This is a genomic window from Pseudomonas sp. 382 (genome assembly GCF_002759075.1).
GTDB classification, from domain to species: Bacteria; Pseudomonadota; Gammaproteobacteria; order Pseudomonadales; family Pseudomonadaceae; genus Aquipseudomonas; species Aquipseudomonas vlassakiae.
Genome location: NZ_PEMX01000007.1, coordinates 14,012 through 27,856, shown reverse-complemented (window position 1 = coordinate 27,856; position 13,845 = coordinate 14,012). Strand labels below are relative to the sequence as shown.

10 protein-coding genes and 1 pseudogene are annotated in these 13,845 nt (G+C 62.4%); 3 read left to right on the top strand and 8 right to left on the bottom strand.

Annotated features, from left to right (window positions below):
* Positions 1-11: 11 nt before the first annotated feature.
* From CQW31_RS10315 to trxA, 4 genes are all read right to left on the bottom strand, one after another.
* The gene (locus CQW31_RS10315) at positions 12-980 is read right to left on the bottom strand and encodes a CDP-6-deoxy-delta-3,4-glucoseen reductase (protein WP_054883902.1); all 969 of its coding nucleotides are present in this window, start codon (positions 978-980) and stop codon (positions 12-14) included.
* On the bottom strand, positions 980-2,446 hold the full coding sequence (ubiD, locus tag CQW31_RS10310; protein WP_099814417.1) for a 4-hydroxy-3-polyprenylbenzoate decarboxylase: 1,467 nt from the start codon (positions 2,444-2,446) through the stop codon (positions 980-982). Before ubiD ends, CQW31_RS10315 begins: the two co-directional genes overlap by 1 nt.
* A gap of 123 nt (positions 2,447-2,569) precedes the next feature.
* On the bottom strand, positions 2,570-3,829 hold the full coding sequence (rho, locus tag CQW31_RS10305) for a transcription termination factor Rho (protein ID WP_003253661.1): 1,260 nt from the start codon (positions 3,827-3,829) through the stop codon (positions 2,570-2,572).
* Between the two features lie 230 nt (positions 3,830-4,059).
* Entirely contained in the window at positions 4,060-4,389 is a 330-nt protein-coding gene (gene trxA, locus CQW31_RS10300) for a thioredoxin TrxA (protein WP_054883904.1), read from the bottom strand.
* A 242-nt stretch (positions 4,390-4,631) separates the two neighbouring features.
* Between trxA and ppx the strand changes: the two genes are divergently transcribed.
* A complete protein-coding gene (gene ppx, locus CQW31_RS10295) occupies positions 4,632-6,134 on the top strand; it encodes an exopolyphosphatase (protein ID WP_099814416.1) in 1,503 nt (500 codons plus the stop codon).
* Here ppx and ppk1 read toward each other — a convergent pair.
* A complete protein-coding gene (gene ppk1 / locus CQW31_RS10290; RefSeq protein ID WP_054883906.1) occupies positions 6,121-8,352 on the bottom strand; it encodes a polyphosphate kinase 1 in 2,232 nt (743 codons plus the stop codon). The genes ppx and ppk1 overlap by 14 nt on opposite strands.
* 213 nt (positions 8,353-8,565) lie before the next feature.
* Between ppk1 and CQW31_RS10285 the strand changes: the two genes are divergently transcribed.
* Positions 8,566-9,210 (top strand): DedA family protein, encoded by a 645-nt coding sequence (locus CQW31_RS10285; protein ID WP_177332348.1) that lies wholly within the window; start codon positions 8,566-8,568, stop codon positions 9,208-9,210.
* Positions 9,211-9,711: 501 nt separating this feature from the next.
* On the opposite strand, the pseudogene CQW31_RS31610 reads toward CQW31_RS10285, so the two are convergent.
* A pseudogene (locus CQW31_RS31610) lies at positions 9,712-10,110 on the bottom strand (sterol desaturase family protein); the annotation flags it as partial.
* Positions 10,111-10,451: 341 nt separating this feature from the next.
* On the opposite strand from CQW31_RS31610, the gene elbB reads away from it, so the two are divergent.
* Positions 10,452-11,117, top strand: coding sequence for an isoprenoid biosynthesis glyoxalase ElbB (gene elbB, locus CQW31_RS10275; RefSeq protein ID WP_099814415.1), 666 nt, complete (start codon positions 10,452-10,454; stop codon positions 11,115-11,117).
* Here the strand turns inward: elbB and CQW31_RS10270 are convergent, their stop codons facing one another.
* Both CQW31_RS10270 and CQW31_RS10265 read right to left on the bottom strand, forming a co-directional pair.
* Positions 11,118-11,570, bottom strand: coding sequence for a YaiI/YqxD family protein (locus tag CQW31_RS10270; RefSeq protein ID WP_099814414.1), 453 nt, complete (start codon positions 11,568-11,570; stop codon positions 11,118-11,120).
* Between the two features lie 127 nt (positions 11,571-11,697).
* Complete coding sequence (locus tag CQW31_RS10265; RefSeq protein WP_099814413.1) at positions 11,698-13,641, bottom strand: FTR1 family protein; 1,944 nt, start codon at positions 13,639-13,641, stop codon at positions 11,698-11,700.
* Positions 13,642-13,845: the final 204 nt, after the last annotated feature.

Genomic DNA, 13,845 nt, shown 5'->3' with positions numbered 1-13,845 from the left:
AACTTCGGTTATTAAGCGCGTGGTGCGTAGGCAAACACATCGGCGCGCATGCGATGCGCATCCATGCCAGCCTCGACCAAGGCGTCGAGGGTGGCGTAGACCATGTTCGGCGAACCACTGGCATACACATGCACGGTATTGAGGTCTTTCACATCTTCACGCACCGCGTCGTGCAGCATGCCGCAACGCCCTTCCCAGCCACAGAGGTCACTGACCACTTTGTGCAAGAACAGGTTGGGCAAGCGCTCCCATTCAGCCCAATGCTCGATGCTGTAGAAGTCTTCCGGGCGGCGCACGCCCCAGTACAGGTGCACCGGGTGCTTGAAGCCCTGGGCGCGGCAATGTTCGACCAAGCTGTGCATCTGGCCCATGCCGGTGCCAGCGGCAATCAGCACCAGCGGCCCGTCAGGCAGCTCGGCGAGGTGGGTATCGCCGAATGGCATTTCGATCCGCGCCATGCGGTCACGCTGCAACTGCGCCAGCAACTGCAGCGCGCTAGCCTCGCGGCCCAGCACATGCAGCTCAAGCTCGCGCCCGGAATGTGGCGCAGAAGCCAGCGAAAAGGCCGCCGGCTTGCCGCCCTCGCGCTCGATCATCAGGTACTGCCCAGCATGGTAACGCGGCGGCTTGCCGGCTGGCGCCAGCAAGCGCACGCGCCAGACGTCGCCACCGACCTCGACGCATTCGCTCAGGCTGCACGCCAGTTTGCGCACGGGCAGCTCGCCCGGGGCCAGCACACCATCCCAGAGCAACACACAGTCCTCCAGCGGTTCGGCAATACAGGTAAACAACTCGCCATGGTCACGGACTTCACCGTCCTGACGCACGCTTCCTTCGACCAACAACGCGGCGCAGACATGGCAATTGCCATTGCGGCAGCTATTCGGGCAGTCATAGCCCAGCCGCCGCGCTCCATCCAGGATCCGTTCCCCGGGTTCAAGCGCCAGCACCGCCCCGGACGGCTGCAACGTTACCTGCATCAATCTATTCCCAACTGATCCCACAGCTCATCGATACGGCGGGTGACGGCCTCGTCCTTGACGATAACCCGGCCCCATTCGCGTGTAGTCTCGCCCGGCCACTTGTGCGTGGCGTCCAGGCCCATCTTCGACCCCAGCCCGGATACCGGCGACGCGAAGTCGAGGTAATCGATCGGGGTGTTGTCGATCATCACCGTATCACGCTTGGGGTCCATGCGCGTGGTAATGGCCCAGATCACGTCGTTCCAGTCGCGAGCGTTGATGTCGTCGTCGGTGACGATAACGAACTTGGTGTACATGAACTGTCGCAGGAACGACCACACACCCAGCATCACGCGCTTGGCGTGGCCTGGGTATTGCTTTTTCATGGTCACCACAGCCATGCGGTACGAGCAGCCTTCAGGCGGCAGGTAGAAATCGACGATTTCCGGGAACTGCTTCTGCAGGATCGGCACGAACACTTCGTTCAGTGCCACCCCCAGAATCGCCGGCTCATCCGGCGGCCGGCCCGTGTAGGTGCTGTGGTAGATCGGGTTTTGCCGGTGGGTGATGCGCTCGACGGTGAACACCGGGAAGCTGTCCACCTCGTTGTAATAGCCGGTGTGATCGCCATAAGGGCCTTCCGGGGCCATTTCGCCCGGGTGTATCACGCCTTCGAGGATGATCTCAGCGGTGGCGGGTACCTGCAGGTTGCTGCCACGGCACTTGACCAGCTCAGTACGATTGCCACGCAGCAGGCCGGCAAAGGCGTATTCGGAGAGGGTGTCCGGTACTGGCGTCACGGCGCCAAGGATGGTGGCCGGGTCAGCGCCCAGGGCCACGGCGACCGGGAACGGCTGGCCCGGGTTCTTTTCGCACCACTCACGGTAGTCCAGCGCGCCGCCTCGGTGGCTCAGCCAGCGCATGATCACCTTGTTGCGGCCGATCACCTGCTGGCGGTAGATGCCCAGGTTCTGGCGGTCCTTGTTCGGACCACGCGTCACAGTCAGGCCCCAGGTGATGAGCGGCGCCACGTCGCCCGGCCAGCAGTGCTGGATCGGCAACTGGCCGAGGTCGACATCGTCACCCTCGACGACCACTTCCTGGCACACCGCATCCTTGACCACCTTGGGTGCCATCGACACGACCTTTTTGAAGATCGGCAGCTTGGACCAGGCATCTTTCAGGCCTTTCGGCGGCTCGGGCTCCTTGAGGAAGGCCAGCAGTTTGCCGATCTCGCGCAGTTCGTCTACCGACTCGGCACCCATGCCCATGGCCACGCGCTCTGGTGTGCCGAACAGGTTGCCAAGCACCGGCATATCGAAGCCGGTGGGCTTTTCGAACAACAAAGCCGGGCCCTTGGCGCGCAGGGTGCGGTCGCAGACCTCGGTCATTTCCAGGACTGGGGAAATCGGAACCTGGATGCGCTTGAGTTCACCGCGCTGCTCCAGGCCACGGATGAAGTCGCGCAAATCGCGATACTGCATGCATGAGCCTCGTATTGGCCGTATCGGTCGGGGTGCAGAGTGTAGCGCCGATAGGGCAGCAATAGCCAAAGTACAGATAGCAAAAAGCCGGGTTTCCCCGGCTTTTCGTGTGGTACGACGTTCTTACTTGCGCTTCATCGACAAGAAGAACTCGTCGTTGGTCTTGGTCTGCTTGAGCTTGTCGACCAGGAACTCGATGGCGGCGATCTCGTCCATCGGGTGCAGCAGCTTGCGCAGGATCCACATGCGCTGCAGTTCGTCGTCGGCGGTCAGCAACTCTTCGCGGCGGGTACCGGAACGGTTGATGTTGATGGCCGGGAACACACGCTTCTCGGCGATACGACGGTCCAGGGGCAGCTCCATGTTGCCGGTACCCTTGAACTCTTCGTAGATCACTTCGTCCATCTTCGAGCCGGTTTCGACCAGCGCGGTGGCGATGATGGTCAGCGAGCCGCCTTCCTCGATGTTACGCGCGGCGCCGAAGAAACGCTTCGGCTTCTCCAGTGCATGGGCGTCGACACCACCGGTCAGTACCTTGCCGGAGCTCGGGATCACGGTGTTGTAGGCACGGGCCAGACGGGTAATGGAGTCCAGCAGGATGACCACGTCCTTCTTGTGCTCGACCAGGCGCTTGGCCTTCTCGATCACCATCTCGGCAACTTGCACGTGGCGGGTTGGCGGCTCGTCGAAGGTCGAAGCGACCACTTCGCCGCGCACGGTGCGCTGCATTTCGGTCACTTCTTCAGGGCGCTCGTCGATCAGCAGGACGATCAGGTGGCACTCTGGGTTGTTACGGGTGATGTTCGCCGCGATGTTCTGCAGCATGATGGTCTTACCGGCTTTCGGCGGAGCGACGATCAGGCCACGCTGGCCTTTGCCGATCGGGGCGCACAGGTCGATGACGCGACCGGTCAAGTCTTCGGTGGAGCCGTTGCCGGCTTCCATCTTCAGGCGCTTGTTCGGGAACAGCGGCGTCAGGTTTTCGAAGAGGATCTTGTTCTTCGCGTTTTCCGGGCGGTCGAAATTGATGGTGTCGACCTTCAGCAGGGCGAAGTAACGCTCCCCTTCCTTCGGTGGGCGGATCTTGCCGACGATGGTGTCGCCGGTACGCAGGTTGAAACGGCGGATCTGGCTTGGCGAGACGTAGATGTCGTCAGGGCCGGCCAGGTAGGACGCATCAGCCGAACGCAGGAAACCGAAACCATCCTGGAGAATCTCCAGCACGCCGTCACCCGAGATCTCTTCGCCGCTTTTCGCGTGCTTTTTCAGCAGGGCGAAAATCACGTCCTGTTTGCGCGAACGGGCCATGTTTTCGATGCCCATCTGTTCGGCCATTTCCAAAAGATCGGTAATCGGCTTTTGCTTGAGTTCAGTCAGGTTCATAAGGGGAATGACGTAATCATGTAAGAAGGGAGAATTAAGCTTTGGCTTAATGAGGCCGCGCCGCTTGATGGCGACAGGATCGCGTACTGATTCGAATTAGGGATGCTTCGGCGACGGCGTGCAGAGGGCACTGAAGAAGCAGTGCGAGGCCGAATGTAACACTTGCTTTTTTCTGCGTCCAGTGCTCTGAAAAAGAAAAAACCCCGCATTTGCGGGGTTTTTTCTTCACATCACAGGTGGGCGTCGAGGAACGCGGCCAGCTGCGATTTGGACAAAGCGCCGACCTTGGTGGCTTCGACGTTGCCGTTCTTGAACAGCATCAGGGTCGGGATGCCACGCACGCCGTGCTTGGCCGGGGTTTCCTGGTTTTCGTCGATGTTCAGCTTGGCGACGGTCAGTTTGCCCTCATAGGAGGAGGCGATGTCGTCCAGAACCGGAGCGATCATCTTGCATGGACCGCACCATTCAGCCCAGTAGTCGACCAGCACCGGGCCTTGAGCCTGCAGGACTTCGGCATCGAAGGTGGCGTCGGTGACGTGTTTGATCAGATCGCTGCTCATGGATATCTCCAGGGTCGTAAGCAAAAAAACGTGGCCCATGATAGCGGCACCCAGGCCCTACAGGAAGTCACGGACGATTGAGTGTAACTATAGTTGTGCAAGACACCACGAATCCAAACTGTCACACAAGTGTCATAGCATGGAATGGCACATTGCCTTGCATCAAGGCCCGGTGCGGTGCGCGTTGGCGTCAGCCAAGGATCGTGGCACGATTGCCGGGTTACCGACCGAGAACACACAGAATGCCGCATACCTCCGCGAAGAACCTGTCCCTGATCGCCGCCATCGACCTGGGCTCCAACAGCTTCCACATGGTCGTGGCCAAGGCTCACCATACCGAAATCCGCATTCTCGAGCGGCTCGGCGAGAAGGTTCAGCTGGCCGCCGGCATCGACGATGAGCGCAAGCTCAGCGAAGAAGCCATGGAGCGAGGCCTGGAATGCCTCAAGCGTTTTGCCCAACTGATCAACGGCATGCCGGCAGGCTCCGTGCGCATCGTCGGCACCAATGCCTTGCGCGAAGCGCGCAACCGCAACGAATTCATCCAGCGCGCCGAAGCCATTCTCGGCCACCCGGTCGAAGTCATCTCCGGCCGTGAAGAGGCACGCCTGATCTACCTCGGCGTGTCGCACACCCTGGCCGACACGCCCGGCAAGCGCCTGGTCGCCGACATTGGCGGCGGCAGTACCGAGTTCATCATCGGCCAGCGCTTCGAACCGCTGCTGCGCGAAAGCCTGCAAATGGGCTGCGTGAGCTTCACCCAGCGCTACTTCCGCGACGGCAAGATCACCCCGGCGCGCTACGCCCAGGCCTACACCGCCGCACGCCTGGAACTGATGAGCATCGAAAACGCCCTGCATCGCCTGACCTGGGACGAGGCCATCGGCTCGTCCGGCACCATCCGCGCCATCGGCGCCGCAATCAAGGCCGGCGGCCTGGGCAACGGCGAGGTGAATGCCGAGGGCCTGGCCTGGGTCAAGCGCAAGCTGTTCAAGCTCGGCGAGGCCGACAAGATCGATTTCGAAGGCATCAAACCCGACCGGCGGGCCATCTTCCCGGCCGGCCTGGCGATTCTCGAAGCCATTTTCGACGCCCTGGAGCTGCAGCGCATGGACCACTGCGACGGCGCCTTGCGTGAAGGCGTGCTGTTCGACCTGCTCGGCCGCCACCACCACGAGGATGTACGCGAGCGCACCCTCAATTCGCTGATGGAGCGTTATCACGTCGATCAGGGCCAGGCGGCACGCGTCGAACGCAAGGCACTGCACGCCTTCGACCAGGTGGCCAAGGCCTGGAAGCTTGAAGAAGGCAACTGGCGCGACCTGCTGGGCTGGGCGGCGAAAATTCATGAAATCGGCCTGGATATCGCCCATTACCATTATCACAAGCATGGCGCCTACCTGATCGAGCACTCCGACCTGGCGGGGTTTTCTCGCGACGAGCAGCAGATGATGGCGCTGCTGGTTCGCGGCCATCGGCGCAACATCCCCAAGGACAAGTTTTTGGAATTCGGCGACGAAGCCGTGCAGCTGATCCGCCTGTGCGTGCTGCTGCGCTTCGCCATCCTGTTCCACCACATCCGTGGCAACCAGCAGATGCCCAAGGTAGAGCTGCAGGCCGGCGAAGACAGCCTTGAAGTGGTGTTCCCTGAAGGCTGGCTGGAACAGAACCAGCTGACCCAGGCCGACTTCGCCAATGAGGCGGAGTGGCTGGCCCGGGTCGGCTTCGTCCTCAGCGTACGTTGAGGACCGGGTTGCTCAGGCGCTCCAGCAGGGTCGCCTGGGCACTGCGCGGGTTCTGGTTGCCGGTCGGGGTGCTGCGCACGTAGCGCCCGTCAGGCTGCAAGGTCCAGGCGTGGGTGTTGTCGGTCAGGTAGCCTTCCAGCTCCTTTTTCACCCGCAGCAACAACTTCTTGCCCTCGACCGGGAAGCACGTCTCGACGCGCTTGTCGAGGTTGCGTTCCATCCAGTCGGCACTGGACAGGTAGATCTGCTCTTCGCCGCCATTGAGGAAGTAGAACACCCGCGTGTGCTCGAGGAAGCGGCCGATGATCGAGCGCACCTGAATGTTGTGCGAAACCCCCGGAATGCCTGGACGCAGGCAGCACATGCCGCGCACCACCAGGTCGATCTTCACGCCCGACTGGCTGGCCTTGTACAGCGCCTTGATGACCTTGGCGTCGGTCAGCGAGTTGAACTTGGCGATGATGTGCGCGGGCTTGCCTTCCAGGGCGAACTGAGTCTCCCGGGCGATCATGTCGAGCATGCCCTTCTTCAGGGTGAATGGTGCGTGCAGCAGCTTCTTCATGCGCAGGGTCTTGCCCATGCCGATCAGCTGGCTGAACAGCTTGCCGACGTCCTCGGTGAGGGCGTCGTCGGAGGTCAGCAGGCTGTAGTCGGTGTACAGGCGGGCGTTACCGGCGTGGTAGTTGCCGGTACCGAGGTGCGCATAGCGCACGATCTCGCCCTGCTCGCGGCGCAGGATCAGCATCATCTTGGCGTGGGTCTTGAACCCGACCACACCGTAGATCACCACCGCACCGGCAGCCTGCAGGCGGCTGGCCATCTGCAGGTTGGACTCTTCGTCGAAGCGCGCGCGCAATTCGATCACCGCAGTGACCTCCTTGCCGTTACGCGCCGCATCCACCAAGGCGTCGACGATTTCCGAGTTGGCCCCTGAACGGTACAGGGTCTGGCGCACGGCGAGCACGTGCGGGTCCTTGGCGGCCTGGCGCAGCAGGTCGATCACCGGGGTGAAGGACTCGAACGGGTGCATCAGCAGGATGTCCTGCTTGCCGATCACGCTGAAGATGTTGTCCGCGTTCTGCAGCAGCTTGGGGATCGCCGGGGTGAATGGCGTGTACTGCAGCTCCGGGTGGCTGTCGAGGCCGGTGATGCTGAACAGGCGGGTCAGGTTGACCGGGCCGTTGACCTGGTAGAGCTCGCTCTCGCTCAGGCTGAATTGCTTGAGCAGGTAGTCCGACAGGTGTTTAGGGCAAGTGTCGGCAACTTCCAGTCGCACGGCATCGCCGTAGCGGCGCGAGAAAAGCTCACCGCGCAGCGCACGGGCAAGGTCGTCGACCTCTTCGGAGTCCAGCGCCAGGTCGGCGTTGCGGGTCAGGCGGAACTGGTAGCAACCCTTCACCTTCATGCCCTGGAACAGGTCATCGGCGTGGGCATGGATCATCGACGACAGGAAGACATAATTATCGCCTGGGCCGCCAACCTCCTCCGGCACACGAATCACGCGCGGCAGCAGGCGTGGCGCCGGGATGATCGCCAGGCCGGAATCGCGGCCGAAGGCGTCGACCCCTTCGAGCTCGACGATGAAGTTCAGGCTCTTGTTCACCAGCAGCGGGAACGGGTGGGTCGGGTCAAGGCCGATCGGGGTGATGATCGGCGCGATCTCGTCGCGGAAGTAACGGCGCACCCACGACTTGAGCTTGGGTGTCCAGTAGCGGCGACGAATGAAGCGGATGGCGTGCTTTTCCAGCTCCGGCAGCAGCACATCGTTGAGGATCGCGTACTGGCGCTCCACCTCGATGTGCACCAGCTCACTGATACGTGCCAGCGCCTGATGCGGCTGCAGCCCATCGGCGCCGGCCAGTTCGCGGGCGAAGTTGATCTGCTTCTTCAGGCCGGCGACGCGAATCTCGAAGAACTCGTCGAGGTTGCTGGAAAAGATCAGCAGGAATTTGAGGCGCTCGAGCAGCGGGTACGATTCGTCCAGCGCCTGCTCCAGCACACGGATGTTGAATTGCAGCTGGGAAAGTTCGCGATGAATGTACAGGCTGCTGTCGTCCAGGCTCGGGACGGCAATGGCCGGCGTCGGCGCAGGGGCCGGAGCGGCGACTTCGACCACCGGCTCGACGACCTCGGGCAGGTCTGGCGGGGTCTGTACCATCTGTTCGGGGACTGCCTGGGCGTCCTTGATCGCGACAGGGGTTAGCACTTCATTATTCATCTGACGTTCCTGAGGACGTTAACGCCCTATGATCAATTGAGCGGCAAGATAAGCGCCCATTATGACGGCTGTGTTACCGCTTCGCGCAAGCCGCGACTTAAGGCTGCCGGTATTGTCCGTGTAGGAATTGTTCACGTCGAGACACATTTGGACACTTTCACGAATGCGCGCGAAGGGGTAGGCTGCGCGTTCATTTCGCCAGCACCTCAGAAAATGCTCCAACAATTCCTGCAGGATTTCGGCTACTTTGCCCTTTTTCTAGGCACCTTCTTCGAAGGCGAGACCATTCTGGTACTTGCGGGATTCCTCGCGTTCCGCGAATACATGGACATCAAGCTGGTGGTTCTGGTGGCCTTCTGTGGCAGCTACGCTGGCGACCAGCTGTGGTACTTCATGGGCCGACGCCACGGGCGCAAGATCCTTGCGCGCAAGCCGCGCTGGCAGGCCATGGGTGACCGCGCGCTGGAGCATATCCGCCGCCACCCCGACATCTGGGTGCTGAGCTTCCGCTTCGTCTACGGCTTGCGCACGGTGATGCCGATCGCCATCGGCCTGTCTGGCTACTCGCCGCGTCGCTACCTGCTGCTCAACGGCATCGGCGCCGCCGTCTGGGCCCTGGTATTGGGCCTGGCGGCCTATCACTTCGGCGCTATCCTCGAAGGCATGCTGGGCAGCATCAAGAAGTACGAGCTATGGGTGCTCGGCGGCCTGTTGCTGCTGGGTGGCCTGCTCTGGCTGCGCCGGCGTTTTCGTACCCTGCGTGCCGAACGCCGCGCGGCGGCAGAAGAACAGCCCGCCAACGCTGAACAGCAGGTAAACACCGAGAAGCAGCCAGAACACGGGCACGACCACCGCTAAGCCGAGCGTGCCGGCCAGGTACAGCGCCGGCACCAGCGTCAGCAGGCGCGCCAGTTCCAGGCGCACCGCCCACGGCCGGTTTTCCAGGGCCGCACCCAGCACGAACAAGCCAAACGCCATCAGCGACCAACCCAGCACCAGCGCGGCGCTTGGCACACGCTCGGCCACGTCCATCAGATAACTGCCCAACGCGATGTAGACCGCGAACTGCACCGCCACGTACACCTGCCACGCCCGGCCCAGGGCAATCTCGAATTTGCGGAACAACGCCAGGTTCTGCTTCGCCTGCGGATAAGCTGCCGCGACATCGGCCGGGCGCCAGCCAGTGGGCATGAACCAGATGCGCAGCTTGTCCTTCCAGCTGCGCGTGCGGCGGGCATCGCTGTAAAGCTGGGCGTAGAACTGCAGGTTGGCCCACAGCGGATTCCAGCTGGCCAAGGGCGTGGTCACACCGAACACGACCGGCTCGGCCGGGTCTTCCTCCCTGAACGTGCCGAACAGACGGTCCCAGACAATGAACACGCCGCCGTAGTTGCGATCCAAGTAAACAGGATTCTGCGCATGGTGGACGCGATGGTTGGAGGGCGTGATCAACACCCACTCGAGCCAGCCAAGCTTGGGGATATGCCGGGTATGTACCCAGAACTGATACAGCAGGTTCAGCGACGCCACGGTGATGAACACCACGGGCGGCACGCCGATCAGCGCCAGCGGCAAGTAGAAGATCCACGAGAAGATGAAGCCGCTGCTGGTCTGGCGCAGGGCGGTGGTGAGGTTGTATTCCTCACTCTGGTGATGAACCGAGTGCGCCGCCCACAGGACGTTGCGCTCGTGCCCCAGACGGTGCAGCCAGTAGTAGCACAGGTCGTACAGCACGAAAGCAAGCAGCCAGACCCACATGGCATTCGACGGCAGACGCAGCAGCGCAAGGTGCTCCCAGGCCAGCGCATAGCTCAGCAGCCCGACCCCTTTGGTCAACAGGCCGGTGCTGGTGGACAGCGCGCCGGTGCTCAGGCTGTTGATCGAATCGGCAAGGGTGAAGTTGCGTTGGCCGCGCACGCGGTCGGCAATCAGCTCCACAGCGATCAGCACGAAGAAGAACGGCACGGCCAGCAGAATCAGGTCCATGGGCAACGCTCGATAGGGTTATCCACAGAGATTAGGATGCGCCCGGCGTAATCCCTATGGCCACATCTGCCAAACTAGACGACATTTAGCGCCTCGAAAATGGAGTAATGAGCATGACCAAGAAAGTAGCGGTGATTCTTTCCGGCTGTGGTGTGTACGACGGCGCGGAAATCCACGAAAGCGTGATCACCCTGCTGCGCCTGGACCAGCGCGGCGCACAGGTGCAGTGCTTTGCGCCGAACATTGCGCAGATGCACGTGATCGACCACCTGACCGGTCAGGAAATGCCCGAGTCACGCAATGTGCTGACCGAGTCGGCGCGAATCGCCCGTGGCGAAGTGAAGGACATCCGTGAGGCAAAGGCCGAGGATTTCGATGCGTTGATCGTGCCCGGCGGTTTCGGCGCGGCGAAGAACCTGTCCAACTTTGCCGTGGAAGGCACCGAATGCACGGTAAACCCGGACGTGCTGAGCCTGGCCGAAGCCTTCGCCGAAGCCTGCAAGCCGATCGGCCTGATCTGCATCTCGCCGGCGCTGGCGGCGAAGATCTATGGCCCGGGCGTGGTCTGCACCATCGGCAATGACGCAGGTACCGCGGCGGCGGTGGAAAAGATGGGCGGCAAGCACGAAGTGTGTGATGTGCATGACATCGTCGAAGACACCCAGCGCAAGCTGGTGACCACCCCGGCCTACATGGTGGCCAAGTCGATCAGTGAAGCCGCCAGTGGCATCTACAAACTGGTCGACCGGGTGCTGGAGCTGACACACGAAGGGGAGTGATCAGCCCTTGCCCAGGCGGGTGAGGATACGGTCCAGAGCATTGGCGAACGCCTGCTTCTCGCGGTCGCCATAGGGCGCCTGCCCGCCTCCGACCTGGCCCTGTTCACGCAGCTCGGTGAACAGGTTGCGCACCGCCAGGCGCTCACCCATGTTGCGTTCGTCGAACTCGCGGCCACGCGGATCCAGCGCGGCCACGCCCTTCTTGATCAGGCGGTCGGCCAGCGGTACGTCGCTGCAGATCACCAGCTCGCCAGGCACAGCGTGCTCGACCAGGTAATCATCGGCCGCGTCCATGCCGCTGGGCACCACGATCAGGCGGACGATCGAGAAGGCCGGCTTGGCAACGGCCTGGCCGGCAACCATGATGACCTCGAGCTGGCGCTTGAGGGCGAATTTGACGATCAGGTCCTTGGCTGCCTTGGGGCAGGCATCGGCGTCGATCCAGATGCGCATTGCATTTTTCCTCGAGAAAGCTGGGAGGGCTTTGCCCTCCTTTCGCGACACAAGGCCGCTCCTACAGGGAACGCGATCGTCTGTAGGAGCGGCCTTGCGTCGCGATGGGCCGCGCATCGGCCCCCAATCAGTTAGCTGTTGCCCGACGCTTCTCGCTCAGGCGACTACGCCCATACAACACCAGAATCGCCAGCAACGCCACCGCCTGCGCACTCAGCGAGTAAACATCGGGGTGAATCCCCAGCCAGTCGAATTCGAAGAACGCCATCGGCCGCGTGCCCAGCACGCCCGCCTCCTGCAGCGCCTTCACGCCATGCCCGGCGAACACGACCGACAGGGCACACAGCAGCCCGGCGTTGATGCTGAAGAACAGCGACAGTGGCAGCTTGGCCGACCCGCGCAGGATCACCCAAGCCAGGCCCACCAGCAGCACCAGCGCAGTGGCCCCTCCGGCGAGCACCGCCTGGTGACCCGCCGGGCCAGCCTGCAGCCACAGGGTTTCGTAGAACAGGATCACTTCGAACAGCTCACGGTACACCGAGAAGAACGCCAGCACGGCAAAGCCGAAGCGCCCGCCGCCACTGACCAGGCTGCTCTTGATGTAGTCCTGCCAGGCAGCCGCATGACGTCGGTCGTGCATCCACACGCCCAACCACAGCACCATCACGCTGGCAAACAAGGCCGTACTGCCTTCCAGCAGCTCACGCTGGGCACCGCCGACGTCGATCACATAGGCCGCCACGGCCCAGGTGGCAAAGCCTGCGACAAGCGCCAGGCCCCAGCCGATGTTGACGCTGCGCATGGCCGATTGCTGGCCGGTGTTGCGCAGGAAGGCCAGGATCGCCGCCAGAACCAGAATGGCTTCAAGACCTTCGCGCAGCAGGATGAGTAGGCCGGAGATGTAGCTCAGCGACCAGCTCAGGCCATCGCTGCCCAGCAGCTTGGCGGCCTGGTCGAGCTTGGTTTTCGCTTCGGCCAGACGCTGTTCAGCCTGGGCGACTGACAGGCCATCCTGCAGCGACTGACGGTAAGCCATCAGCGTCTTTTCAGTGCTCTTGCGCGCTACGGTATCGATGTTGTCCAGCGAGCTTTCAACCAGTTCGAAGCCTTCCAGATAAGCCGCTACCGACAGGTCGTAGGCCTGATCACGATCGCCTGCACGGTAAGCCGCCAAGCTCTTGTCCAGCGTGCTGGCAGTGTAAGCGAGCAACTGCGACGGGCCGCGCTTGACCTGCGGCGGCTGGGCACGCTGAGCGCGGAACGCCTCGACCAACGCAGCGCCTTCGTTGGCGGCGACTTCGGCCGGGGTCTGGCGGGCCAGATCAGCGATGTTCCAGGTCTTGTCGCCCTTGGCGGCTTCCGGCTTGGCCGTAAAACTGGCGACGTAGGCGGCCACGTCCCAGCGCTGGCGCTCATCCAGCTGATCGGCGAAGGACGGCATTTCTGTGCCGTCGATCCCCAGCGCCAGGGTGTTGTAAAGGTCGAACAGGCTCAACTGGTCGAGGCGTGCGGTGTCCCGCAGGTTGGCCGGTGCGGGTTCCAGGCCCACACCTGCCGGGCCATCACCGGCGCCGGTATCACCGTGGCAGATCGAGCAGTTCTGTGCATACAGCGACGCACCTCGGGCGGGGTCCGGGGTGATTACCGGGGCCTGGCTGACCTCGTAGGCCACCGCCAGGCGCGCACCCAACTGGCGGGCCTGCTTGGCTACCGCAGCGCCGTCCTGGCGCTGGTCGATGGCCTGGCGCAGCGCTTGCACGCCCTGCTGAAGCCCGGCTTGTTCGGCGTTGGCCGGCAGGCCTTTGACCAGGTCGGCCAGAACCGTGCTGAATTCCTGCTGCTCGCGGTATTCGCCGTCGTCGATGACCGTGCCGTTTTCCACGGTTGGCGGATAGTCGGCACCAATGTAGTCCAGTAAATGCAAGGCCTTGGCGGCCTCAGCGGGCGCTTCGGCCTGCGCCAGGGAACTGCACAGCGCCAGCAGCGGGCCGAGCAGTACAGCTGGCAACCAGGCGAGCAGACGGGAACGGGTTTTCATGGCCAGTCTCGGAGGGAATGCGAAAGAGAACATTGTTCACTTCCACTTTGCTTCGCTCAAGGGCTGGGGGTGGATTTCATGAAATATCTTGAGACTAATCAGATGAAGTGGGGAAAGGGATGACAGCCGGGCAATGCGTTCAATTCTCTTCAAAGAAGCGCGATCCCTGTGGGAGCGGGTTTACCCGCGAAGAAGTCGACGCGGTCTACGCGGGCAAGCCCAATCCCTGTAGCGATG

Coding starts and splice junctions, on each gene's coding strand:
- elbB (WP_099814415.1), top strand. CDS start 10,452: ATGACCAAGAAAGTAGCGGTGATTCTTTCCGGCTGTGGTGTGTACGAC.
- CQW31_RS10270 (WP_099814414.1), bottom strand. CDS start 11,570: ATGCGCATCTGGATCGACGCCGATGCCTGCCCCAAGGCAGCCAAGGAC.
- ubiD (WP_099814417.1), bottom strand. CDS start 2,446: ATGCAGTATCGCGATTTGCGCGACTTCATCCGTGGCCTGGAGCAGCGC.
- ppx (WP_099814416.1), top strand. CDS start 4,632: ATGCCGCATACCTCCGCGAAGAACCTGTCCCTGATCGCCGCCATCGAC.
- CQW31_RS10285 (WP_177332348.1), top strand. CDS start 8,566: ATGCTCCAACAATTCCTGCAGGATTTCGGCTACTTTGCCCTTTTTCTA.
- CQW31_RS10265 (WP_099814413.1), bottom strand. CDS start 13,641: ATGTTCTCTTTCGCATTCCCTCCGAGACTGGCCATGAAAACCCGTTCC.
- rho (WP_003253661.1), bottom strand. CDS start 3,829: ATGAACCTGACTGAACTCAAGCAAAAGCCGATTACCGATCTTTTGGAA.
- CQW31_RS10315 (WP_054883902.1), bottom strand. CDS start 980: ATGCAGGTAACGTTGCAGCCGTCCGGGGCGGTGCTGGCGCTTGAACCC.
- trxA (WP_054883904.1), bottom strand. CDS start 4,389: ATGAGCAGCGATCTGATCAAACACGTCACCGACGCCACCTTCGATGCC.
- ppk1 (WP_054883906.1), bottom strand. CDS start 8,352: ATGAATAATGAAGTGCTAACCCCTGTCGCGATCAAGGACGCCCAGGCA.